The organism is Mycobacterium sp. E136, from assembly GCF_001666865.1.
GTDB lineage: Bacteria > Actinomycetota > Actinomycetes > Mycobacteriales > Mycobacteriaceae > Mycobacterium.
In genome coordinates, this window is sequence record NZ_LZJE01000243.1 from 19,308 (window position 1) to 43,846 (window position 24,539).

Genomic DNA, 24,539 nt, shown 5'->3' on the forward strand with positions numbered 1-24,539 from the left:
CGACGGCTGCGCGATGTCGCCAGCCCGGTCACCGTGCACCAGCTGCGGGTACCGGGCCTGCAGGATGATTTCCCGCCCCTTCGGACAGTCGATCCGACCCCGGGAAACTTGCCGCGCGCCACGTCCAACCTGGTGGGGCGCGATGGCGAGCTTGTCGACATCATGGCGGCCATCCGGTCACGGCGTCTCGTCACCTTGACCGGAGTCGGGGGAGTCGGCAAGACACGGCTGGCACTCGAGGCTGCCGCGCAGCTGTCCCCCGAATTCCCCGACGGCACATGGATCTTCGAGCTAGCAGCCGTCTTGGATCCCGATGCGGTGCCAGACGTGGTCGCCGCGGTGCTGGGCATTACCGTTCAGCCGGGCATGAACGTCTCAGAATCGGTGGCCTCTGCACTCGACGGTCGCGTGCGCCTTCTTGTCTTCGACAACTGCGAGCATGTTCTCGATGCGGCTGCCGACTTGGTCGAAGCGATTCTCACTGCCTCATCGACGGTGCAGATCCTCGCCACCAGTCGAGAAGGATTGGGCGTCACGGAGGAGCAGGTATGGCCGCTGCGATCGCTCGACATCGACTCCGCCGTCGATTTGTTCATTGAACGCGCTCGCAGTGTCGCACCGACCTTTTCGGCAGACGAGCCGGAAGCCGTCGAAGAGATATGCCGACGCCTCGACCGCATTCCGTTGGCGATCGAATTGGCGGCATCGCGGATGGCCTCGATGACGGCGACCGAGGTGCGAGATCGCCTCGGACAGCGATTCAAGTTACTCGTGGGTTCTCGTCGAGGCATGGAACGTCACCAGACATTGCGCCACGCGGTCGCCTGGTCGTACGAGCTTCTCGAGGGTGCGGAGAAGTCGCTGCTGAATCGATGTTCGGTCTTCGCCGGCGGATTTGACCTCGACAGCGCATGCGCCGTGGCACAACTCGCGGACGACGAATACGCCGTGCTGGGCCGCCTGGATACACTGGTGCGAAAGTCGTTACTCATCGCGGATCGAGTGGGTGGGCGAACCAGGTACTCGATGTTGGAGACCATCCGGCAGTTCGCCGAGGACCACCTCGTTGAGTCGGACGCGGCAGATGAGGTCCGAGCAATCCACGCTCGGTACTTCGCGGGCCGGGAAGACTTCGTCATGACTCTGTGGGACGGCCCACGGCAGCGTGAGGCATATGAATGGATCCTCACGGAGCTGGGGAATATGCGCACGGCATTTCGTTGGGCGGCGGACCACGACGACATCGATACCGCCGCAACCATCGCCACATTCGTCGGACTCGTGGGTACTCTCGCCGAGAACTACGAACCGTCCACGTGGGCCGAGGAACTGATCGAAAACGCCCGCGCGGTCGCCCACCCCCGGCTCGCATACCTGCTTCAGGTGGCATCGCTGTGCTACCAGACCGGTCGAACCGAGCAGGGTCTCGCCTACACCGAGGAGATACCAAAAGCGAAACGACCTGCCTGCGTAGATATCCCGTTTGGCCTTGACGGTCTGGCAGGTGGCGCCTACATAATGATCGGCCAGCCGGAGCGGTATCTCGAGTGGTGCTGCGAATTCGTCGAGGGCGGCAAGGACACGCATGGGTTCACCAGGTCGGCGATGGTGAACGCGCTAGTGTTCGCCGGCCGTGCCGAAGAGGCAATCACCGCGGCGGACGGTCTTGTCGAGGCCGCTGAAGCCACGGCCAATCCGTGGGCGCTCTCATATGCGCTGCTCTCAACAGCGTGGGCCTATCGCGACGCCGACCCCCTCCGGGCGCTTTACACCGCGCGGCGCGGGCTGGTCACAACGCGAGAAACCGGCAACCGCTTCAACGAATCACACATGGCGGCGATCCTGGCGTCGCTCGAGGTCGACCATGGCGATCCCCTGGCTGCGCTGGATCACATCACGCTGGCGTTGCGGAACTACCTCAATGCGGGCAGTGTCGCCTTCCCGCATTCGCCGCTCATCACGCTCGCAACGATCCTTGAGCGGGTAGGGCAGTTAGCCGCGGCCGCCGTTGTCTCGAGCTTTGCCGCGCTCAACCCCATGGCCACCGTTGCCAACCCGCAGATAAGTACCACAGTCGCGCGTATTCGGGAACATCTCGACCTGCAGACATACGAAGCGCTTGTCACGAAAGGTGAGACGATGACGCCGTCAGCGATGGTGACGTACGCCTACGACCAGATCGACCGAGCGCGAGCAGAACTCGAGCGCGCGACGTGAAACCCCGTGACGTCGTGACCTTCTTGTTCGCCGACATCGAGGGCTTGACACGACGATGGGAGTCCGACCGGATGAGATGCGCGCGGCGCTCGCGGTGCACGGCAAGGTGTTGCGATCGGCGATCGAGACCATGATGGCCTCCTGTTCAAGCACACTGGCGACGGTGTATGCGGCATTCGCCTCGCCAGGAGCCGCCATAGAAGCTGCAAATCGATGGGCATCCCGCCCGGTGAAGCCGAACTTCGCGACAACGATTACTTCGGGACGGTGCTCAGCCGTGCCGCCGATGACGCCGACGTCGCTGACGAGACTCGGCGGTCGAGTCGAGCTCGGACTCTGCATGCTTCGTGACTGCCCCGGCCGCTCAACGTATCTCAAGTCCAGCCTCGGGACTGCGCACATGCGCGAAGTCCTCGGGCAGATGAGTACGAGTATCTGGCTCGGAAGGGCGCCGCCATGACCGTTGCGTCAATTGCGACCTACGCCTACGACCACATCGACCAATAACACCTGGGTTCGGGCCGTCAAGGTGTAATCGGCGTGGCTTGATTCACGGTTTGGCTCTAGCGGGTTCTTCGAGCGCTGCAGTCGGGGAGAATGAGTTTCATGGAGACACTGAAAGTCGGCGTGGCCAAGCCCGACCCGCCCTTCAACGGGATGCCCGACGACGGTGGCCTCGACATCGACCTGATGCGAGCGCTCGGCGACAAGGTCGGCGCGACAGTCGAATTCGTGTCCTATGAGGGCGCCGACTTCGACGGCATCTTCGATGCGCTGGGATCGGGATACGACTGCGTCGCCGCCGGGACCACCGTCACGCCCGAGCGCGAGCAGAAGGCGACGTTCCTGCCGCCGTACCTCATCTCCGGTCAGTCGCTGGCCGTCGACACTCGTCGGCTGCCGGGCGTCACCTCCGTCGACGACCTGGAGGGCCAGACCATCGGCGTGCAGCGGGGCAGCACCAGCCAGCGGATCGCCGAGCGGCTTGTCGCGGAGGGCAAGGCGAGCACCGTCCGCCTCTATGACTACGGCTCGATTCGCGACGCGTTGACCGACCTGTCCAGCGGTGACTGCGACGCCGTGATGAAGCTCGCGCCGGTGCTGACCGAGCTGGCGAGATCGATTCCAGGTGTCGAGGTGGTCCAGCGCGGCATCACCGTCGAGGACATCGCCATCGCGGTTTCGCTCGGGGATCAGGCGCTGCTCGGGCGGCTCACCGTCGCGCAGGCCGAACTGGAGGCCGACGGGACCCTCCAGCGAATTCGTCGGAAATGGCTCGGCAACCCATACGCAGACCAGAACCTCGCGGTGCTGTGACCGTCGGCGTCTACTCCCCGCGTGCCATTCGCATGGCCACCTCGGCGCCCTCATAGTCAGCGTCGCGGGCGGCTTCATGGATCGCGACGGCCTTCAGATGGGTGGCGACGTCGCCGATCCCCTTCGCTGCAGCACGTCGGTGCACTTGGGCGGCACGCTCATGGGCCTCAGCCGCGAGTCGGTGACGCTCGGCAGCGGCGAGATGCGCCATGCGTGCGCGGGCGTGGGCTTCGTGGGCGCGCAAGGTGGCGTGTTCCACGTCGGCCGCGTCGACTCGCCGGCCCACCGCCAATCGGGCGTTGAGGTCGCGAAGTTCCGCCGCGCGTTTGGCGGCTGCCGCTTTAGCGTCGTCGCCGAGAGAGCGCTGGTCATCGACCGTCATAGAGAAAATATCCGAGTGTCGCGTGCCCAGCGGGCAGGGACGAAGGTCACAAATGCACCCCGCAGAGGTCCCCGGTACCGAGCGCCCGCTGATCATGGCTGACCAAGTGGCACGTGGCCGCTATCACACCACTAGGCTGGCGGTCGAGCACTACACGCTGAGGCAACTAAGGGAGAGACCAGTGACCATCCGGGTTGGCGTTAACGGCTTCGGCCGCATCGGGCGCAACTTCTACCGGGCGCTCGCCGCGCAGAAGGCCGAGGGCAAGAGCACCGACATCGAGATCGTTGCCGTCAACGACCTCACCGACAACGCCAGCTTGGCGCACCTGCTGAAATTCGACTCGATCCTCGGCCGGTTCCCCGCCGAGATCAGCCTCGAGGGCGACGACACCATCGTCATCGGCGATCAGAAGATCAAGGCGCTCGAGGTCAAGGAAGGCCCGTCGGCCCTGCCCTGGGGCGATCTCGGGGTCGACGTGGTCGTCGAGTCGACCGGCATCTTCACCAAGCGCGACAAGGCGCAGGGCCACCTGGACGCCGGCGCCAAGAAGGTCATCATCTCCGCGCCCGCCACCGATGAGGACATCACGATCGTTCTCGGCGTCAACGACGACAAGTACGACGGCAGCCAGAACATCATCTCCAACGCCTCGTGCACCACGAACTGCCTCGGCCCGCTGGCCAAGGTGCTCAACGACGAGTTCGGCATCGTCAAGGGCTTGATGACGACGGTCCACGCCTACACCCAGGACCAGAACCTGCAGGACGGTCCGCACAAGGACCTGCGCCGCGCTCGCGCCGCCGCCCTGAACATCGTCCCGACCTCCACCGGCGCCGCCAAGGCGATCGGCTTGGTGCTCCCCGAACTCAAGGGCAAGCTCGACGGCTACGCGCTGCGCGTGCCGATCCCCACGGGTTCGTGCACCGACCTGACCGCCGAGCTGTCGAAGTCGGCCACGGCCGATGAGATCAACGCGGCGTTCAAGGCGGCTGCGGACGGTCCGCTCAAGGGCATTCTCAAGTACTACGACGCACCCATCGTCTCCAGCGACATCGTCACCGATCCGCACAGCTCGATCTTCGATGCCGGCCTGACCAAGGTGATCGACAACCAGGCCAAGACCGTGTCCTGGTACGACAACGAGTGGGGTTACTCCAACCGGCTGGTCGACCTGGTCGCGCTTGTCGGCAAGTCGCTCTGACGCCGTGGGCATCAAGACTCTGGAAGACCTTCTCGGCGAAGGTGTTTCGGATCGCGGCGTGCTGGTCCGCTCGGATCTGAACGTCCCGCTCGACGACGACGGCAACATCACCGACCCGGGTCGTATCACCGCGTCGGTGCCCACGCTGAAGGCGCTTTCCGACGCGGGTGCCAAGGTGATCGTCACCGCGCACCTGGGCCGGCCCAAGGGTGAGCCCGATCCGAAGCTGTCGCTGGCTCCGGTCGCGAAGGCGTTGGGGGAGCAGCTCGGTCGCCACGTTCAGCTGGCCGGTGACGTCGTCGGCACCGACGCGCTCGCCCGTGCCGAAGGACTGACCGACGGCGACATCCTGCTGCTCGAGAACATCCGCTTCGATGCCCGCGAGACCAGCGAGGACGACGCCGAACGCCTGGCGCTGGCCAAGCAGCTCGTCGAACTCGTCGGCGACGACGGAGCTTTCGTCTCCGACGGTTTCGGCGTGGTGCACCGCAAGCAGGCGTCGGTGTACGACGTCGCGACCCTGCTCCCGCACTATGCGGGCACGCTGGTGGCCGCCGAGGTGAAGGTGCTCGAGCAGCTGACCACCTCGACCGACAAGCCTTACGCGGTGGTGCTCGGCGGGTCGAAGGTCTCCGACAAGCTGGCGGTCATCGAGTCGTTGGCGGAAAAGGCGGACAGCCTGATCATCGGCGGCGGCATGTGCTTCACATTCCTTGCCTCACAGGGTGTTTCGGTCGGTACCTCGCTGCTGGAAGAGGGCATGATCGAGACCTGCCGCAAGCTGCTCGACACCTACGCCGACGTGATCCACGTCCCGGTCGACATCGTGGTGGCCGACAAGTTCGCCGCGGACGCGACGGCCGACGTCGTCGCCGCCGACAAGATTCCCGAGGACAAGATGGGTCTCGACATCGGCCCGGGTTCGGTAAAGCGCTTCACCACGCTGCTGTCCAACGCCAAGACCGTGTTCTGGAACGGCCCGATGGGCGTGTTCGAATTCCCGGCGTTCGCAGCGGGCACCAAGGGCGTCGCCGAGGCGATCATTACCGCGACCGGCAAGGGCGCCTTCAGCGTCGTCGGCGGAGGCGATTCCGCGGCCGCGGTCCGGCAGCTCGGACTGGACGAAGAGGGCTTCTCCCACATTTCGACCGGGGGCGGGGCCTCGCTGGAATACCTTGAAGGCAAGAAACTGCCCGGTATCGCTGTTTTGGAAGAGTGAGAGGTACTCGAATCGTGAGCCGTAAGCCGCTGATCGCCGGCAACTGGAAGATGAACCTCAACCACTTCGAGGCGATCGCGCTGGTACAGAAGATCGCATTCGCCCTGCCGGCGAAGTACTTCGACAAGGTCGACGTGACGGTGATCCCGCCGTTCACCGATCTGCGCAGCGTCCAGACCCTCGTCGACGGCGACAAGCTGCTGCTGACGTACGGCGCGCAGGATCTCTCACAGCACGATTCGGGCGCTTACACCGGCGACATCAGCGGCGCGTTCCTGGCCAAGCTGGGATGCACCTTCGTCGTCGTCGGACACTCCGAACGACGCACCTACCACCACGAGGACGACGCGATCGTGGCCGCCAAGGCGGCGGCCGCCTTCCGGCACGGGCTGGTGCCGATCATCTGCATCGGTGAGCAACTCGAGGTCCGTGAGGCGGGTAACCACGTCGAGCACAACGTGGAGTCGCTGCGGGGGTCGCTGGCGGGCCTGACGGCCGAGCAGATCGGGCAGGCCGTGATCGCCTACGAGCCGGTGTGGGCCATCGGCACCGGCCGGGTGGCCAGCGCGGCCGACGCCCAGGAGGTCTGCAAGGCGATCCGCGACGAGCTGGGCAAGCTGGCGTCGCCGCAGGTGGCTGCCGGGGTTCGGGTGCTGTACGGCGGGTCGGTCAACGCCAAGAACGTCGGCGACATCGTGGCGCAGGAGGACATCGACGGAGCCCTGGTCGGCGGCGCGTCGCTCGACGGCGAGCAGTTCGCCACGCTGTCGGCCATCGCGGCCGGCGGGCCCCTGCCGTAGCGCGCCGATTAGTGAGCGTCGTCGTCGATTAGGTAGTCTTGCGCCCATGGAATTGGCCCTGCAGATCACCCTGGTAGTGACCAGTGTCTTGGTTGTGCTCCTGGTGCTGCTGCATCGCGCCAAGGGCGGCGGCCTGTCCACGCTGTTCGGCGGCGGCGTTCAGTCCAGCCTGTCGGGCTCGACGGTCGTGGAGAAGAACCTCGACCGGTTGACGCTGTTCGTGACCGGCATCTGGCTCGTCTCGATCGTCGGCGTCGCACTTCTGATCAAGTACAGCTGATTCTGCGCACCTCGCTGTGCGGCCCGGCCCGGAGCCGTCGATACTTGACTCATGGCTGAAGTCGCCGGACTCGAACCGATAGGCGCGGTCAGGCGGACCAAGGTCGGTCGCGACGCCACCGAGCCGATGCGTGAGGACATCCGACTCCTCGGCACCATCCTCGGCGACACCGTCCGTGAACAGAACGGTGACGAGGTCTTCGATCTGGTCGAGCGCGCCCGCGTCGAATCGTTCCGGGTGCGCCGCTCGGAAATCGACCGCGCGGAGCTGGCGGACATGTTTGACGGGATTGAGGTCCGCCAGGCGATCCCGGTGATCCGCGCGTTCACCCATTTCGCGCTGCTCGCGAACGTCGCCGAGGACATCCACCGGGAGCGGCGCCGCGCCATCCATGTCGCAGCAGGGGAGCCGCCGCAAAACAGCACCCTCGCTGCGACCTACGCTAAGCTCGACGCGGTCGACCTCGACGCCGATACTGTTGCCGAGGCCCTCACCGGTGCGATGGTGTCGCCGGTGATCACCGCGCACCCGACCGAGACCAGGCGACGCACGATCTTCGACACGCAGCACCGCATCACCGAGCTGATGCGGCTGCGGCTACACGGGCATGAGCAGGCCGACGGCCGAGACATCGAGAGCGAGCTGCGCCGCCACATCCTGACGATGTGGCAGACGGCACTGGTTCGGTTGTCGCGGTTAAAGATTCAGGACGAGATCGAAACGGGCCTGCGGTATTACCCGGCCGCGTTCTTCGAGGTCATTCCTCGGGTGAACGCCGATGTGCGCACCGAGTTGCAATCTCGTTGGCCCGACGTCGGGCTGCTGGACGAACCGATCGTGCGGCCCGGGTCGTGGATCGGCGGGGATCGGGATGGCAACCCCAACGTCACCGCCGAGGTCGTCCGGCTCGCGACCGGCCGGGCGGCCTATACGGCGTTCGACCACTACTTCGCCGAGATCACAGCGCTGGAAGAGGAGCTGTCGATGTCGGCGCGGCTGGTCCGGATCAGCGAGGGGCTCGAAGCGTTGGCCGCGCGTTGCGAGGAACCCGCGCGGGCCGACGAGCCGTATCGCCGAGCGTTGCGGGTGATCCACTCCCGGCTGACGTCGACGGCGAAGGAAATCCTCGACGAGCAGCCCGAGCACGAACTCGATCTAGGGCTCGAGCGCTACGAGTCGCCCGCGGAGTTGCTTTCCGATCTGGACGTGGTCGACGAATCGTTGCGGACCAACGGCAGCGCGGTGCTGGCCGACGATCGCGTGGCCCGACTGCGGGAGGCCGTGCGCACCTTCGGATTTCACCTCTGCGGTCTCGACATGCGGCAGAACTCCGAGGTTCACGAGGAAGTCATCGCCGAGCTCCTGGCCTGGGCGGGCGTGCACCCCGACTACGGCTCGCTGACGGAAGCCGACCGCGTCGAGCTGCTGGCCGGCGAGCTGTCGACCCGTAGGCCGCTGGTCAAGGACGGTGCGGAGCTGTCCGAACTGGCCCGCAAGGAACTCGACATCGTCGCGGCGGCGGCGCGGGCGGTGCGGGTCCTCGGTGCGCGGGCGGTGCCGAACTACATCATCTCGATGTGCGAGTCGGTGTCGGACATGCTGGAGGCGGCGATCCTGCTCAAGGAGGCCGGGCTGCTCGATGTGTCGGGGGAGAAGCCGTACGCCCCGGTGGGCATCGTGCCGCTGTTCGAGACCATCGACGATCTGCAGCGCGGCTCCTCGATCCTCGAAGCGGCGCTGGACCTTCCGGTGTACCGCTCGATCGTCTCGGCGCGCAGCGAGAGCCAAGAGGTGATGCTCGGCTACTCCGACTCGAACAAGGATGGCGGGTACCTGGCGGCCAACTGGGCGCTGTACCGGGCCGAACTCGACCTGGTGGAGTCGGCGCGCAAGACCGGAATCCGGTTGCGGCTCTTCCACGGTCGCGGTGGCACCGTGGGTCGGGGCGGCGGTCCCAGCTATGACGCCATCCTGGCCCAGCCGCCCGGCGCGGTGAACGGGTCGCTGCGGCTCACCGAGCAGGGCGAGGTGATCGCGGCGAAATACGCGGAGCCGCAGGTGGCGTCTCGCAACCTCGAGACCCTCCTGGCCGCCACGTTGGAGGCCACACTGCTCGATGTCGAGGGACTCGGCGACGAAGCGGGCCCGGCGTATGAGGTGCTCGACGACCTGGCTGCGCGAGCGCAGCGGGCGTACGCCGAATTGGTGCACGAGACACCGGGTTTCGTCGACTATTTCAAGGCGTCGACGCCGGTGAGTGAGATCGGCGCACTGAACATCGGGAGCCGGCCGTCGTCGCGCAAGCCGACGACGTCGATCGCGGACCTGCGAGCGATCCCGTGGGTGTTGGCGTGGAGCCAGTCGCGGGTGATGCTACCCGGGTGGTACGGCACCGGGAAGGCCTTCGAGGAGTGGATCGCCGAGGGGCCCGAGTCGGAGGAGGAGCGCGTCGAGGTCTTGCGGGACCTGTACCGGCGGTGGCCGTTCTTCCGCACCGTGCTGTCGAACATGGCGCAGGTGCTGGCGAAATCCGATCTCGGACTGGCGGCGCGGTATTCCGAACTGGTCGACGACGAGGAGCTGCGGCGGCGGGTGTTCGACAAGATCGTTGACGAACACGACCGGACGATCCGGATGCACAAGCTGATCACCGGTCAGGACGATCTGCTGGCGGACAACCCGGCGCTGGCGCGTTCGGTGTTCAATCGTTTCCCGTATCTCGAACCGCTAAACCACCTACAGGTTGAGTTGTTGCGTCGCTATCGATCCGGGGATGACGACGAACTTGTGCAGCGGGGGATTCTGTTGACGATGAGCGGTTTGGCGACCGCGCTGCGCAACAGCGGCTAGACCGGCGATCAGAGGCCGGCGGACCGGCGCACCCTGTTCACCGCGCCGCGCACCACCTGTTCGGTCGCGGCCAGTGGAGAGATCACGGACTCGCCAAGACCGACGATCCGCTCGACGCGACTGACGATGCCTTCCATGCGGTCGACGACGCCGTTGAGGCGTGGCGCCAACTCGTTGATTTGGTTGATCGTCTCGTTGAAGCGCTCCAGGGTGGCATCGAGGTTGGCCGTCGAGCTGTTGAGGTCCTCGAGCGTCTCGCTCAGCCCCTCCAGGATGGTGTCGACCTGCTCGACTGTGACGTCGGCGTTCAGCGCCGCCTGTGCGAGCTTCCTGATCCGTTCGGGTCCGGTGCGCACCGGCCGACCACCCTTGTCTGCCATGACGGCCATTATGACCGCAGTCGGTGGAACCGCCGGGCGGAACCCGTCGTCTGAACAGATATGAGCCATAGAGCGTCCACGTCTCGGCAATGCGTGATGGACCCACGCAACGTCACGGTCCGATCTACCTCGGTGGACTACGAGGCGGGTTTCCGTGATGGCACCGACGATTTGTCAGAAGGGCGGCGGTTCGTCGTCCCTGGCGATGCGCTCAGAGAGGAGTAGTTGTTTTCGGGCGATCCGCGCGGCATTGTGTTGCCGCTCGAGCGCGATGCGGTAGGCCCTGTCCTCGGCCCGGCTGTGACGACGCAGCGGCATCATCGCTCCGCGGTGTCCGGAAGCCGGTGGGTTCGACTGCGTGATCTCGACCTGGCCGGTAGGCACCGCCAGCTGCTGGAAGAACTCCGCACCGGCCGGTGTCGTGGTGTACGTCCGCCCACTCGGCGCTCGCCAGATCACCGTTCCGTCGGGCAACTGCTGGTCGCTCCAGCCGCCCTCGCCGATCCAGAACGTCTTCAGCAGATGATGAAACACGCACAGCAGCTTGAGGTTTGACGGGTGAGTCGGTCCTATCGGCCAGGGGATCGTGTGGTCGATCTGGCATTGCTCAGCGGGGACGTCGCACCCCGGGAACCGGCACGTCAGGTCGCGCCACCGGATGAAGCGGGCCAGCGCCGCCGACGGCCGGTACCCAGCCTCGGCGCAGGGTTCGGGAAGCGTGACCGGACGCAACTTGGCTGTCGTCAGCTGTTCGCGCAGCATCGCCGCCGGCACCGCACCGTAGCCCGGCAGAAAGCCCGGGTTGTTCGACCGGCCTTCGATCGTTGCCTGCTCGGCGAGCACGTTGATGACGATCTGGGTGGACGGCTCAGCGCTGGCACCGCTTTGGCAATTCTCGGCGCCGCAACCGCACACGAGATACATCCGGCCTTCGGACATCGCCATCATCGCGTCGACACGCCGCTGATCCTGGGTGCGCGGGTCGTCTTCGCAGACGGTGGCCACGACCTGGTCGACGCGGGTATCGAACGCGACACCCTCCTCGAAGGTGAGCCGCGCCCACACCCCGACCATCCCCTTGCCCATCGGTCCGACGTGCACGTACCGACCATCGCTCTCAGGCTTGGGTTCGCGCACACCCGCCGGATCGAACTTCTCCACCCACATGTCGATGCGTTCGTGAAGTTTGGGGCCGGACAACTTCATCCACTTCGGTGCCCATTTCGCGAACGCCGCGTCGAGGCGGGCAAGGCAGTCGTCCTCCTCGACATTGGAGCTGCGGCTGACCAGCGCGGCCATCATCCTGAAGTCGATCTGCCCGTTAGCGAAAACCTCAGCGACCTTGGGCAAGCGCTCGCGCAGGTCGATCGCGTAGCGAAGGCGGCCCGCCGCGCGGCCCCGACTGATGTTCAACGCCGCCGCAACCTCGGCCACCACGTTCGCGTGGCCGTCGATGGCCCAGTTCAGCCGTTCGCGATCGTCCTCGGGGGCACGACGGGCGTAGAGCTCGCCGATGGCCATGAGTTCGCGGCCGCAGGCTGCGCTCTGCTCGCGCGACGCCGCGGTGATGGTCCCGACCACCGCCGCGTCATCACAGCTCTCGAACATGTGTGCGATATTACTCGGACGCACTGACACGTCGCGGTGCTGGCGGAAGAATTCCGGTATGGCTGTTGGCTCCTTCGACGACGCAAGTCCGTTCCATCGGGTGTTGCGCCGCGTTGCCGGAACGAAGGCCGGCCGTGTGGTCTTTCGTCCGACGGCACACCGCCTCGATCTGTTGGTCAACAAGATCAGCGGAGGGCGATACAGCTTCGCCGGAATCGCGGCCGGGCTTCCCACAGTCATCCTCACCACCACCGGCGCCAAATCTGGAAAGCCGCGGACGGTAGCACTTTTGGGAATTCCGCACCCCGACGGCGTGGCGGTGGTCGCGACCAATTACGGCGGCAGCAGACACCCAGGCTGGTACTACAACCTGAGGGCATACCCGCAGGCGAGGATCACGATTGCGGGCGACACCTGGGATGCCACCGCCAGGCTCGCCACACCGGAGGAGCGAGAGAGCATCTGGGCATGGGGCGTGAACATGTATCCGGCTCTGCGCAAGGAAGAAGTCTGGGCCGGTGAGCGGCGGATCGAGGCGTTCGTCTTAGAACGGCACTGAGGATCGTCGGATCCTCGCGTGGCGTCGCGATGAGTTTCTCTCGCGGGTGCAGTCTGATCCGCGTGGGCAAACTCATCTATGGCTTCAATGTGTCCGTCGACGGCTACATCGCCGACGCACAAGGCAGCATCGACTGGTCCGAGCCGAGCCAAGAACTGCACCAGTACTGGAACGACTTCGAGCGCGAGACCGCGCTGTCGTTCTACGGTCGGCGACTGTACGAGCTGATGGCGGCGTACTGGCCGACCGCGGACGAAGCTCCGGACGCCGATCCGGTGACCGTCGACTACGCGCGCGTCTGGCGCGACATGCCCAAGGTCGTGTTCTCGCGGACCCTGAAGTTCGTCGACTGGAACTCCCGCCTGGAACGCGGGGACCCCGTCGAGGTGGTCAGGAAGCTGAAGGCCGAGACCGACGGCAGCCTGGAGGTGGCCGGTGCGACGCTGGCCGCACCCGTCGTGCAGGCTGGACTCGTGGACGAGTACCGGATCGTCGTCGCGCCCACCCTGGTGGGAGGTGGCACTCGGTTCTTCCCGAGCCTGCCGTCGTGGATCACGCTGCGGCTGTTGGAGAATCGCACCTTCCCCGGTGGCACGGTACTGCTGCGATACGAGGCGAAACACGACTGATCGGACGCACTCAGGGAGGACGACATGCCCGTGGACCGCGAATTCGTATTCGAGGCGGTGGCCGACGAGCGACTGCAGATCGCGGCTCTCATCGACGGCCTCGACGACGCACAGCTGGCGACTCCCAGCCTCTGTGAGGGATGGAGCGTCAAGACGGTCGCAGCCCACATCGTGAGCGTGTTCGCCGACGGGTTCTGGACGTTTCAACTCACCGCGCTTCGCCGCGGCGGCATCAGCCGGGCCATCGACGAGTTGGCGCGCCGCCGAGCCCAACAGCCGGCCGCCGAGATCGCCGACACCCTCCGCAGGCGCGCACACCATCGCCTCAGTCCGCCGGTGACGGGTCCCATGTCCGGGCTCACCGACATCCTTGCGCACGACGGCGACATCAAGATCCCCCTCGGCGTCGCCTACGAACCGGCCCCCGAACGCATCGCGCCGGCGCTCGAGTTCCTGACGGGGCCGAAGGCGTACGGCTTCCTCCCTCGCAGCCGGCTCAAGGGTCTGCGCCTGCACGCCACCGACATCGAACAGTCGTGGGGCCGAGGCGATGAAGTCCGCGGTCCGGCCGCCTCATTGCTGATGAGCGTCCTCGGTCGCAGACCACTCTTGTCGACGCTCGACGGCCCGGGGCTACCGACTCTTCGGCAGCGGATCGGGGCCTGAGCTTCAGAGCTTGCTTGCCGCAGCCTCGTCGAGCAGCCACACGGTCGCTTCGCGGCCCACGGCGCCCGCAGCCGGCACGTCATCAGCATCGGCTCCTCCGATGGCCGCCGCCACCGCGTCGGCCTTCGCGTCTCCGGACACGATGAACCACACCTCCCGCGAGCGTCGAACCGCAGGCAGTGTCAACGTGATTCGGCGAGGAGGTGGCTTGGGGGAGTCCTCGACACCGACGACCAGGCGTTCGGTTTCGCGCACGGCGGGAGTGTGGGGGAAAAGCGAGTTGATGTGTCCCTCACCGCCCATGCCCAGGAGATGCACGTCGAAGTCCGGTGCGGGTTCACCGGTGTCGGCGTTCGCGGCCAACACACGCTCGTAGTCCGCAGCGGCGGCATCGAGGTCGTCGCCGAACTCCGCACCGCTGGCGGCCATCGGATGCACGTTGTCCGCCGGGATGTCGATGTGGTCCAGCAGCGCCTCGCGGGCCTGCTTGTAGTTGCGCTCGTCGTCATCCTCGGGCACGAAACGGTCGTCGCCCCAATACAAATGGACCTTGGACCAGTCGATCCGCGCGCTGCTCTCGGCAACCCGTTTGAGCAACCCGGTACCGCTGCCGCCGCCGGTCAGGACGATCTGCGCCGACCCCCGCTCACCGATCGCCTCCACGATGGCCGCGACCAGGCGATCACCCGCGGCCGCAACCAGCGCCGCGGTGTCCGGATACCGCTCGACGGTCGCGCTCATGCGTACTGCACCTTCTCGATGCCTTGGAGAGCTTCGTAATAGATCTCGTCGGCGTCGAGCCTGCGCAGATCCTCGGCCAGACATTCCTTGGCCTCCCTGCGCGCCAACGGAAGCCGAGCCTCCGGCTTGCTCGTGCGGCTCAGAGTCGCGGTGACACCGGTCTGGGGCCGTGTCAGCGTGATGGTCTCGCTCTTTCGCATGAGCTCGACCTTCAGATCGCCCACCACTCGTTGCACGGGCGCATCGATCCTGGCTGCGAGCCATCCGGCCAGAACGTCGAGCGACGGTTCGTCGCGCAGGCCGGACACCACCGCCGACGTGATCGGTTCGTGCGGGGCCTGATCGACGGCCGCCGCCAGCAGCGCCCGCCAGTACGTGATCCGTGCCCAGCAGAGGTCGGTGTCGCCCGCGGTATAACCCTCGAGTCGGCTCTTGATGGCCGCCAGCGGATCCGGGCACTGCGTGGCGTTGGTGATCCGTCGAATGGCCAACCGCCCCAGGGGATCCTTCGCCGGGACAGGGGGCCCGCCTGCGGGCCACCACGCCACCACCGGGGTATCGGGCAGTAGGAACGGCAGCACCACGCTGTTGGCGTGGTCGGCGAGTTCCCCGTGCAGGCGTAGCGAGACGACTTCTCCCGCCCCCGCGTCCCCGCCGACTCGCAGTTGCGCATCGAGTCGGGCCTTGGCCGCATCGCGATCGCCGGGCACGACGACGATCACCCGGCAGGGGTGCTCGCGGCTGGCGAAATTCGCCGCCTCGATCGAATCCTCCAGCAGTTCATCGCTGTGCAGGGAGATGACGAGCGTGAGCACCCGGCTCAACGTGATCGCGCCGCCCTCTTCGCGCAGGCCGGTGATCTTCTTGTTGATGTCGTTGGTGGTGGTATCCGGCAGATCGACGATCACAGGTGGTGCCTCCTAGCGCTCGTCACGGCCGCCTCCATTCCCGGCCCATGCGATGCAACATCTCATCGGCGGACGTCGGACCCCAGGTCCCTGCCTCGTATGCCTCGGGCTTCCCGCCGGCCGCCCAGTGGTCGAGCACGGGATCGAGGATCTCCCAGGACAATTCGACTTCGCGGTTCACCGGAAACAGCGACGGCTCGCCGAGCAGCACATCGAGGATCAGCCGCTCGTAGGCCTCGGGGGAGTCCTCGGCGAACGCCGAACCGTAGGAGAAGTCCATGTTCACGTCGCGGACCTCCATCGCGCTTCCGGGAACCTTCGATCCGAACCGGGTGGTGATGCCCTCGTCGGGCTGCACCCGGATCACCAGAGCGTTCTGGCCGAGTTCCTCGGTCATCGTCTTGTCGAACGGCAGGTGCGGCGCCCGCTTGAAGATCAGTGCGATCTCGGTCACCCTGCGGCCCAACCGCTTTCCGGTGCGCAGGAAGAACGGCACCCCGGCCCAGCGCCGGGTGTCGACCTCCAGGGTGATGGCCGCGTAGGTCTCGGTCGTCGAGTCCTTTGAGAACCCTTCCTCCTCGAGCAGGCCGACCACCTTCTCGCTGCCCTGCCACCCCGCGGCGTACTGCCCGCGAGCGGTGGTCTGGTCCAGCGGCTGCATGGGCTGCGTCGCCGAGAACACCTTGATCTTCTCGACCTGTAACTCCTTGGGCCCGAAGCTGACCGGCTCCTCCATCGCGGTCAACGCCAACAGTTGCAGCAGGTGGTTCTGGATGACGTCACGCGCCGCGCCGACGCCGTCGTAATAGCCTGCACGGCCGCCGAGCCCGATGTCCTCGGCCATCGTGATCTGCACGCTGTCGACGTAGTTGTTGTTCCATATCGGCTCGTACAACTCGTTGGCGAACCGCAGCGCGAGGATGTTCTGGACGGTCTCCTTACCGAGGTAGTGGTCGATGCGGAACACCGACTCCTCGGGGAACACACTGTTGACGACGGCGTTGAGCTCACGAGCGCTCGCCAGGTCGTGACCGAACGGCTTCTCGATCACCACCCGGCTCCACCGGCCCTCCTGCGGGTTGGCGAGCCCCGACTTGTGCAGCTGCTCGCACACCTGCTGGAAGGCCTTCGGCGGAATCGACAGGTAGAACGCGTGATTGCCGCCCGTCCCGCGCTCGGCATCGAGCTTCTCGAGCGTCTCGGCGAGCCGGGCGAACGCCGCATCGTCGTCGAACGTGCCCTGGACGAAACGGAAGCCCTCGGCGAGCCGGTCCCACACCTCCTGGCGAAACGGTGTGCGGGCGTGCTGTTTGACCGCCTCATAGACGACCTGGCCGAAATCCTCGTCGGCCCAGTCTCTGCGGGCGAACCCGATCAGCGAGAACGACGCAGGCAGCAGACCTCGGTTGGCGAGGTCGTAGATCGCCGGCATCAGCTTCTTGCGCGACAGGTCACCGGTGACACCGAAGATGACGATCCCGCACGGCCCCGCGATACGGGGCATCCGCTTGTCGCGTTTGTCGCGGAGCGGATTCACCCAGTCTGTCATTTCTTGGCGGCGTTGAGCTGTTCCTGCGTCGCCTCGAGCAACTCGAGCCACGACTTCTCGAACTTCTCCACACCCTCGTCCTCGAGGAGCCGGAACACGTCGGGCAGATCGATCCCGATCGACGAGAGCTGATCGAACACCGCCTGCGACTCCTCGGCCGTGCCCGTGACCGTGTCACCGGTGATGACGCCGTGGTCGGCCACGGCCTCGATCGTCTTCTCCGGCATGGTGTTCACCGTGTTCGGAGCCACCAACTCGGTGACGTACAAGGTGTCCGAGTAGTCCGGGTTCTTCACGCCGGTCGACGCCCACAGCGGACGCTGGACGCGGGCGCTGGAGGCCTTGAGCGCCTCGAAGCGCTTTCCGCCGACGAACACCTCTTCGTAGGCGGCGTAGGCGAGCCGGGCGTTGGCCACACCTGCCTTGCCCCGCAACTTCATCGCCTCGTCAGAACCGATCTTCTCCAGCCGCTTGTCGATCTCGGTGTCGACGCGCGAAACGAAGAACGATGCGACGGAGTGGATCTTCGACACGTCATGGCCGGCCTCCTTGGCCTTCTCCAGACCCTGCAGGTAGGCGTCCATCACGAGGCGGTAGCGCTCGACGGAGAAGATCAAGGTGACGTTGACCGAAATGCCTTCGGCGAGAACGGAGGCGATTGCGGGGATGCCGGCCTCGGTCGCGGGGATCTTGATCAGCAGGTTGGGCCGGTCGACGATCTTCCACAGCTCGATCGCCTGCAGGATGGTCTTGTCGGTGTCGTGGGCCAGCCGCGGGTCGACCTCGATGGAGACCCGGCCATCGACACCGTCGGAGAGCTCGTACTGCTTGGCCAACACGTCGCAGGCGTTGCGGACGTCGTCGGTGGTGACGGTGCGAATGGTGGCGTCAACATCGGCACCCCGTTCGGCCAGTTCCTTGACCTGATCGTCGTAGGCGTGGCCCTTCGACAACGCGGCCTGGAAGATCGACGGGTTGGTGGTCACCCCGACGACGCTTCTGGTGTCGATCAGCTCCTGCAGGTTGCCGGTCTGTAGCCGGTCGCGCGACAGGTCGTCGAGCCACACCGACACGCCCGCGTCGGATAACGCTGCGAGATTCGGATTCTGAGCCATTTCTGTGCCTTTCCCGATGCCTTTCCAGACCTTTCGATCACTAGTTGTCTATCGATCGCTCCGCGGCGGCCACCACGGCCTCGGGGGTGAACCCGAACTCGCGGAACAACGTCTTGTCGTCGGCGGACTCGCCGTAGTGCTCGATCGAGACGATCTCCCCGGTGTCGCCGACGAGCTTGTACCAGCTCTGCGCGACGGCGGCCTCCACCGCGACACGCGCCGAAACACGGGGCGGCAGAACCGAATCGCGGTACTCCTGCGGCTGCGACTCGAACCACTCCACACACGGCATCGACACCACGTATGCCGTGATGTCCTTCTCCGCCAACTGCTTCCTGGCCTCCACCGCGAGCTGCAGTTCCGAACCCGTGGCGATGATGATCACGTCGGCGTCGTCGGGGTTGCCGCCGCCGAGCACGTACCCGCCGCGCGCCACGCCGTCGGCGTCGGTGCCCTCCAGCACCGGGATGCCCTGGCGCGTCAGGATGAAGCCGACCGGACCGCTGCCGTTGCCGCGGGCGATGATGCTGCGCCAGGCGTACGCGGTTTCGTTCGGGTCACCCGGGCGAACCACGGACAGGTTCGGAATCGCGCGCAGCGCAGCGAGATGCTCGATCGGCTGATGCGTCGGGCCGTCCTCGCCGAGGCCGATGGAGTCGTGCGTCCAGATGTAGATGGTGTCGATGTCCATCAGCGACGCGAGCCGTACCGAAGGCCGCATGTAGTCCGAGAACTGTAGGAACGTGCCGCCGAACGCGCGGGTCGGGCCGTGCAGCACGATGCCCGACAGGATGGCGCCCATCGCGTGTTCGCGGACACCGAAGTGCAGCACCCGGCCGTACCAGTCCGCCGTGAAGTCGGACGTTGAAATCGACGGCGGGCCAAACGACTTCACACCCTTGATCGTGGTGTTGTTGCTGCCGGCGAGATCTGCTGAACCACCCCACAATTCGGGCAGCTTGGGTGCGATGTCGTTGAGCACCTGACCGAACGCGGCGCGGGTCGCCAGCGGCTTGGAGCCCGGCTCCCAGTAGGTCAGGTCGGAATCCCAACCGTCGGGCAGCTTCTGGGCGAGCAGTCGGTCGAGCAGCTCTTTGCGCTCGGGCTCACGCTCGGCCCAGGCGTCGAAGTCGGTCTGCCACTTGGCGTGTGCCTCCTTCCCGCGCTCCACGAGCTTGCGGGTGTGCTCGATGACCTCGGGGCGCACCTCGAAGGTCTTGTCGGGGTCGAAGCCGAGGATCTTCTTGGTGGCCGCGACCTCCTCCTCGCCGAGCGCCGAACCGTGCACGCCGCCCGTGTTCATCTTGTTCGGCGCGGGATATCCGATGATCGTCCGCAGCGCGATGAATGACGGCTTGTCGGTGACCTTCTTCGCCTCGGCGATGGCCTGCTCGATACCGACGACGTTCTCACCGCCCTCGACCTCCTGCACATGCCAGCCGTAGGCGCGGTAGCGGGCCGCGACGTCTTCCGACAGCGCGATGTTGGTGTCGTGCTCGATCGAGATCTGGTTCTTGTCGTAGAAGACGATCAGGTTGCCAAGCTGCTGGGTGCCTGCCAGCGACGACGCCTCGCTGGTGACACCCTCCTCGATGTCGCCGTCCGAGGCGATCACGTAGATGTAGTGGTCGAACGGGCTCTCGCCCCAGGGGGTGTCGGGGTCGAACAGGCCGCGCTCGTAGCGCGAGGCCATCGCCATGCCGACCGCCGATGCCAGGCCCTGTCCGAGGGGGCCGGTGGTGATCTCGACACCCTTGGTGTGCCGGAACTCCGGGTGGCCGGGGGTCTTGGACTTGAACGTCCGCAGGGACTCGATGTCGTTCAGCTCCAGCCCGAATCCACCGAGATACAGCTGGATGTAGAGGGTCAGGCTGGAGTGTCCGCACGACAGCACGAACCGGTCCCGGCCGAGCCAGTGCACGTCGCTCGGGTCGTGGCGCATCTGGCGCTGGAAGAGCGTGTAGGCCAACGGGGCCAGGCTCATCGCGGTTCCGGGGTGGCCGTTGCCGACCTTCTGCACCGCGTCCGCCGCCAGCACCCGGACGGTGTCGACCGCCAGCGAGTCCACCTCGGTCCAATCGTCGGGGTGGTTCGGGCGGGTCAGCGCGGAAATTTCTTCGAGTGTGGTCACAGGCGCACTCCTGGTCGGCATAGAGCTCTTCTCAGCTGCACGTTCATCCACCCTAGTGCGGGATGGTCGTCCAATGCAGGCCGCTCGGCGCGAGATGCCGGGCGGGATTAGGTCGGCGTTGCCCTGCGGTCTACCATCGTCTGTAGTAGAAGCGCCCGCGCTGGGACGATTTCGACAGGAGTATCTGCGTGAGAGTTCGCGACGACGGCCACCTCGTCGGCGGGGAGCGGATGTCGTCGTCGGGGCCGCTCCGGACGCGGATCCGCGACATCCTCCTCGGTTACGTTTCACTGACCAAGCCGCGCGTCATCGAACTGCTTCTGGTCACGACGATCCCGGCCATGCTGCTGGCCAGCCGCGGCTCCGTCGACCCGCTACTCATCATGAACACCCTGGTCGGCGGGCTATTGGCGGCGGCGGGTGCGAACGCGCTGAACTGCGTGGCCGACGCCGACATCGACAAGGTGATGAAGCGCACCGAGCGCAGGCCGCTGGCGCGGGCCACGGTCCCGCGCAGCCACGCGCTGATCTTCGGGCTGGCGCTGTCCGTCGGTTCGTTCTTCTGGCTGTGGTGGACGACGAACATGCTGTCGGCCCATCTCGCGGGCGCGACGATCGCGTTTTACGTGCTGGTCTACACGCTGCTGCTCAAGCGCCGCACCTCGCAGAACGTGGTGTGGGGTGGCGCGGCCGGCTGCATGCCGGTGATGATCGGCTGGTCCGCGGTCACCGGAACCATCGCCTGGCCCGCAGTGGTCATGTTCGCGATCATCTTCTTCTGGACGCCGCCGCACACCTGGGCGCTGGCGATGCGCTACAAGGAGGACTACCGCGCCGCGGGCGTCCCGATGCTGCCGGCCGTCGCCACCGAACGTCAGGTCACCAAGCAGATCCTGATCTACACGTGGCTCACGGTCGCCGCGACGCTGGCGCTCACACCCGTCACCGGCTGGCTGTACGCCTCCGTGGCGCTGCTGGCGGGCGGATGGTTCCTGGTGATGGCGCACCAGCTCTACAACGGTGTGCGCCGCGGCGAGGCGGTCAAGCCGCTGCGGCTGTTCCTGCAGTCGAACAACTACCTGGCCGTCGTGTTCCTGGCCCTCGCCGTCGACTCCGTGCTGGCGCTGCCCACGGTCTTCTAGCCGCTGCTAGGGCACCAACACCACCGAGCCGACGGTCTTGCGTCCATGCAGGTCCCGGTGGGCCTGTTCGGCGTCGGCGAGGCGGTACCGCTCGCTGACGGTGATCGTCAGCGAGCCCTGGGCGATCGCGTCGAGAAGTTCGCCCGCACGCCAGGCGAATTCGTCGGCCGTGCGGGTGTAGTGCACCAGGGTCGGCCGGGTGAGGAACAGCGAACCCGCCGCGTTGAGGCGCTGCGGGTCGAACGGCGGAACCGGCCCGCTCGACGCCCCGAACAGCGCCAGCGTGCCCCGCACCCGCAGGCTGGCCAGGCTGGCCTCGAAGGTGGCGGCCCCGACGCCGTCGTACACGGCGGCGACGCCACCCTCCGTCATCTCCTTGATCTCGGCGCCGAACGCCGCGGCGTCGGTCGGGTAGTCGAGCACCCGCACCGCGCCCGCCTGGCGCGACAACTCGGCCTTCTCCGGCGTCGACACCGTGGTGATCACCCGCACCGCCATGCTGGTCGCCCACTGGGTGAGGATGAGCCCGACGCCGCCCGCCCCCGCGTGCACCAGCACCGAGTCGCCCTGCTGCACCGGGTACAGCGACTTGATCAGGTAATGCGCGGTCATGCCCTTGAGTAGAGATGCGGCAGCCGCCTCGGGGCTCACGCCGTCGGGTACGTAGGCCACGAAATCGGCTGGAGCGACGCTGTATTCGGCATAGGCTCCATTGGCCTGAGCGGTGACGACGCGGTCGCCGACCTTCAACGCGGCGACATCTTCGCCGACCGCCTCCACGGTGCCGCACACCTCGTTGCCGACGACGAACGGCGTCTCCCGCGGGTACTGACCGGACCGGAAGTACGTGTCGAGGAAGTTCACGCCGATGGCTTCGGCCTTGATGAGCACCTCGCCGGGGCCCGGAGTCGGTTGCGGCTTCTCGACGTAGGTGAGGACTTCGGGTCCGCCGGTCTCGGCGACTTCGATGGCATGCATAGCTCTATCGTGCCAACTATGAAGCTCGCGCGGCCCAACCTGTTCCATCCGCGCATCGTGTTGGCTGGGTGCCCGGCGCTGCCGGAGGGCGACGGCGACGACGCCGGACTGGTCGCGGCGCTGGGTAAGCACGGGTTGCACGCACGCTGGTTGTCCTGGGACGACCCCGCGACGCTGGACGCGGATCTGGTGATCCTGCGGGCGACGTGGGACTACATCGACCGGCTCGATGAGTTCCTCGAATGGGCGCAGCGGGTCCGCAATCTACTCAACCCGGCCCGCGTGGTGCCGTGGAACACCGACAAGCGCTATCTGGCCGACCTGGCCGCGGCGGGTGTGCCGACGGTGCCGAGCCGATTCTTCGAACCGGGGGAGACGGTGCGACTGCCGAACAGCGACGGAGTTGTGGTCAAACCCACCGTCGGCGTGGGATCGGTTGACACGCTGCGTTTTTCAGATCACGACGACGCGCGGCGGCACGCCGCCCGGTTGCTGGACGCGGGCCGCGCCGTGCTGGTGCAGCCCTACGACCCGCGCATCGAGGACGGCGAGACCGCGCTGGTGTTCATCGGCGGCGCACAGTCGCACGCCTTCACGAAGGGGCCGATTCTGCAGCAGCCCGGCCAGGCCCCGCGGTTCGACGCGTCGGGCACTTACGCCCAGGAGACGCTGAGCCCGGCGGACCCCGACTTCGAGGTGTGGGACGTCGGACACGCGGCGTTGGCGGCAGCCTCAGCGCATCTGGACCTGACGACCGAGGAGCTGCTCTACGCGCGGGTCGACGTCATCGGCGGGCGCAGCGATCCGCGGGTGCTCGAGGTCGAGCTCGTCGAGCCGTCGCTGGGCTGGATGCAACTGGACGAATCGACACGGGAACGCCAGCAGCGCGCGTTCGTCGTCGCCGTGGAGTCAGCTCTCGACCGGTTCGGGCTCGGCCCGCTCTCGCATCGACGCCCATAGGGCGGCGGTCGCGGCGGTACAGGCTGCGGCACCCGCGACGTGCACGGCCACCAGTGCGGCGGGCACACCGGTGAAGAACTGCACCGTGCCGACCAGACCCTGGGCCACGACCAGGACGACGAGAACGCCGAGCCGCAGGAGCACCGGACGGAGTGCGCGCACGGCCAACAGGCCGAACCCGAGGCCGATCAGCAGCGACAGGTAGGACACCATCAGCGCCGAGTGCGTGTGCACCAGCGTGGTGATCTCGACCTCCAGCCGCGGAATCGTGCGGTCGACGCTCTTGTCCCCGGCATGCGGGCCCGCGCCGGTCACCAGGGTGCCCGTCACCAGCACGGCGGACAGCGCCACGGCGCTGAGCAGGGCCAGTTGCCGCAACGCTTTCGGCGCCCGCCGGACCGGTACCCCGTCGTCGGGCTCGCCGATCTTGACGAACAACAGCACCGACAGCCAGACCATGGTCATCGACGCCAGCAGGTGGACCGCGACCGTCCACCACAGCAGACCGGTCAGCACCGTGATGCCGCCGATGACCGCCTGGACCACCGTCGACGCCGGCATCAACCACGCGTAGATCAGCACCTCGCGGCGGCGGCGGGCCCGGGTCACGGCCAGCACCGCGGCCGCCGCGGTGAGCACGACCAGGAAGGTGACCATGCGGTTGCCGAACTCGACCGCCTGGTGCACGACCGGCACCTCGGCGACCGGAACCGGCGTGAAGCTACCCGGGAAGCACTGCGGCCACGTCGGGCAACCCAGTCCCGACGCGGTGACGCGAACGATCGCGCCCGTCACCGCGATACCGCCCTGAGTCAGGATGACGAGGAAGGCGATGACGCGCTGAGCCCGCAGGCTGGGCAGCGGCAGGAGATCGACCAGCCGCAGAAAGGCGCGTCGCACGCAC

The 24,539-nt window shown here is 66.5% G+C and carries 22 protein-coding genes; 12 read left to right on the forward strand and 10 right to left on the reverse strand.

Annotation, left to right across the window (positions count from 1 at the left end; genetic code table 11):
* Positions 1–327: 327 nt before the first annotated feature.
* The gene (locus tag A5698_RS16010; RefSeq protein ID WP_353651822.1) at positions 328–2,217 is read left to right on the forward strand and encodes an ATP-binding protein; all 1,890 of its coding nucleotides are present in this window, start codon (positions 328–330) and stop codon (positions 2,215–2,217) included.
* 606 nt (positions 2,218–2,823) lie between these two features.
* Positions 2,824–3,534 (forward strand): ABC transporter substrate-binding protein, encoded by a 711-nt coding sequence (locus A5698_RS16015; protein ID WP_068298760.1) that lies wholly within the window; start codon positions 2,824–2,826, stop codon positions 3,532–3,534.
* A gap of 10 nt (positions 3,535–3,544) precedes the next feature.
* On the opposite strand, the gene A5698_RS16020 is transcribed toward A5698_RS16015, so the two are convergent.
* Complete coding sequence (locus A5698_RS16020; protein ID WP_068298762.1) at positions 3,545–3,916, reverse strand: hypothetical protein; 372 nt, start codon at positions 3,914–3,916, stop codon at positions 3,545–3,547.
* 181 nt (positions 3,917–4,097) lie between these two features.
* Here A5698_RS16020 and gap point away from each other — a divergent pair, with 181 nt between their 5' ends.
* Genes gap through ppc form a run of 5 tightly spaced genes read left to right on the forward strand, consistent with a single transcriptional unit; the run spans position 4,098 to position 10,269 of the window.
* Positions 4,098–5,120 (forward strand): type I glyceraldehyde-3-phosphate dehydrogenase, encoded by a 1,023-nt coding sequence (gene gap / locus A5698_RS16025; RefSeq protein WP_064406061.1) that lies wholly within the window; start codon positions 4,098–4,100, stop codon positions 5,118–5,120.
* A gap of 4 nt (positions 5,121–5,124) precedes the next feature.
* Positions 5,125–6,339 (forward strand): phosphoglycerate kinase, encoded by a 1,215-nt coding sequence (locus A5698_RS16030; protein WP_068298765.1) that lies wholly within the window; start codon positions 5,125–5,127, stop codon positions 6,337–6,339.
* Between the two features lie 14 nt (positions 6,340–6,353).
* Positions 6,354–7,139 carry a triose-phosphate isomerase gene (gene tpiA / locus A5698_RS16035; protein WP_068298770.1) on the forward strand — a complete coding sequence of 262 codons (786 nt, stop codon included), beginning with the start codon at positions 6,354–6,356 and terminating at the stop codon, positions 7,137–7,139.
* Positions 7,140–7,185: 46 nt separating this feature from the next.
* Positions 7,186–7,419: a preprotein translocase subunit SecG gene (gene secG, locus A5698_RS16040; protein ID WP_019348649.1), complete on the forward strand. Its 234-nt coding sequence runs from the start codon at positions 7,186–7,188 to the stop codon at positions 7,417–7,419.
* Positions 7,420–7,470: 51 nt separating this feature from the next.
* Positions 7,471–10,269, forward strand: a complete 2,799-nt coding sequence (gene ppc / locus A5698_RS16045) for a phosphoenolpyruvate carboxylase (protein WP_068298772.1) — start codon at positions 7,471–7,473, stop codon at positions 10,267–10,269.
* Positions 10,270–10,277: 8 nt separating this feature from the next.
* On the opposite strand, the gene A5698_RS16050 is transcribed toward ppc, so the two are convergent.
* Positions 10,278–10,649 (reverse strand): ATPase, encoded by a 372-nt coding sequence (locus A5698_RS16050; protein WP_068298835.1) that lies wholly within the window; start codon positions 10,647–10,649, stop codon positions 10,278–10,280.
* Between the two features lie 174 nt (positions 10,650–10,823).
* Positions 10,824–12,257, reverse strand: a complete 1,434-nt coding sequence (locus tag A5698_RS16055) for an HNH endonuclease signature motif containing protein (protein WP_068298775.1) — start codon at positions 12,255–12,257, stop codon at positions 10,824–10,826.
* Between the two features lie 58 nt (positions 12,258–12,315).
* Between A5698_RS16055 and A5698_RS16060 the strand changes: the two genes are divergently transcribed.
* The 3 genes from A5698_RS16060 (at position 12,316) to A5698_RS16070 (ending at position 14,111) form a co-directional block, all read left to right on the forward strand.
* Complete coding sequence (locus A5698_RS16060) at positions 12,316–12,816, forward strand: nitroreductase family deazaflavin-dependent oxidoreductase (RefSeq protein ID WP_068298778.1); 501 nt, start codon at positions 12,316–12,318, stop codon at positions 12,814–12,816.
* 62 nt (positions 12,817–12,878) lie between these two features.
* Complete coding sequence (locus A5698_RS16065) at positions 12,879–13,445, forward strand: dihydrofolate reductase family protein (protein WP_068298780.1); 567 nt, start codon at positions 12,879–12,881, stop codon at positions 13,443–13,445.
* A 30-nt stretch (positions 13,446–13,475) separates the two neighbouring features.
* Entirely contained in the window at positions 13,476–14,111 is a 636-nt protein-coding gene (locus tag A5698_RS16070; RefSeq protein ID WP_197506797.1) for a maleylpyruvate isomerase family mycothiol-dependent enzyme, read from the forward strand.
* Between the two features lie 3 nt (positions 14,112–14,114).
* Here A5698_RS16070 and pgl read toward each other — a convergent pair whose 3' ends face one another.
* The 5 genes from pgl to tkt are packed head-to-tail and all read right to left on the reverse strand — an operon-like array spanning position 14,115 to position 20,555.
* Positions 14,115–14,852, reverse strand: a complete 738-nt coding sequence (pgl, locus tag A5698_RS16075) for a 6-phosphogluconolactonase (protein WP_068298786.1) — start codon at positions 14,850–14,852, stop codon at positions 14,115–14,117.
* Positions 14,849–15,760 (reverse strand): glucose-6-phosphate dehydrogenase assembly protein OpcA, encoded by a 912-nt coding sequence (gene opcA, locus A5698_RS16080; RefSeq protein ID WP_067085827.1) that lies wholly within the window; start codon positions 15,758–15,760, stop codon positions 14,849–14,851. The genes pgl and opcA overlap by 4 nt, the downstream gene beginning before the upstream one ends.
* 22 nt (positions 15,761–15,782) lie before the next feature.
* Positions 15,783–17,309, reverse strand: a complete 1,527-nt coding sequence (gene zwf, locus A5698_RS16085) for a glucose-6-phosphate dehydrogenase (protein ID WP_068298790.1) — start codon at positions 17,307–17,309, stop codon at positions 15,783–15,785.
* The gene (tal, locus tag A5698_RS16090; RefSeq protein ID WP_068298792.1) at positions 17,306–18,424 is read right to left on the reverse strand and encodes a transaldolase; all 1,119 of its coding nucleotides are present in this window, start codon (positions 18,422–18,424) and stop codon (positions 17,306–17,308) included. Before tal ends, zwf begins: the two co-directional genes overlap by 4 nt.
* A 40-nt stretch (positions 18,425–18,464) precedes the next feature.
* Entirely contained in the window at positions 18,465–20,555 is a 2,091-nt protein-coding gene (gene tkt, locus A5698_RS16095) for a transketolase (protein WP_068298795.1), read from the reverse strand.
* Between the two features lie 230 nt (positions 20,556–20,785).
* Between tkt and A5698_RS16100 the strand changes: the two genes are divergently transcribed.
* On the forward strand, positions 20,786–21,697 hold the full coding sequence (locus A5698_RS16100; protein ID WP_082963867.1) for a heme o synthase: 912 nt from the start codon (positions 20,786–20,788) through the stop codon (positions 21,695–21,697).
* A 6-nt stretch (positions 21,698–21,703) separates the two neighbouring features.
* Here A5698_RS16100 and A5698_RS16105 read toward each other — a convergent pair whose 3' ends face one another.
* Complete coding sequence (locus A5698_RS16105; protein ID WP_068298801.1) at positions 21,704–22,675, reverse strand: quinone oxidoreductase family protein; 972 nt, start codon at positions 22,673–22,675, stop codon at positions 21,704–21,706.
* A gap of 18 nt (positions 22,676–22,693) precedes the next feature.
* Here A5698_RS16105 and A5698_RS16110 point away from each other — a divergent pair, with 18 nt between their 5' ends.
* Positions 22,694–23,635: an ATP-grasp domain-containing protein gene (locus A5698_RS16110; protein ID WP_068298803.1), complete on the forward strand. Its 942-nt coding sequence runs from the start codon at positions 22,694–22,696 to the stop codon at positions 23,633–23,635.
* Here the strand turns inward: A5698_RS16110 and A5698_RS16115 are convergent.
* A complete protein-coding gene (locus A5698_RS16115; protein WP_197506798.1) occupies positions 23,585–24,514 on the reverse strand; it encodes a COX15/CtaA family protein in 930 nt (309 codons plus the stop codon). The genes A5698_RS16110 and A5698_RS16115 overlap by 51 nt on opposite strands.
* Between the last annotated feature and the right edge of the window lie 25 nt (positions 24,515–24,539).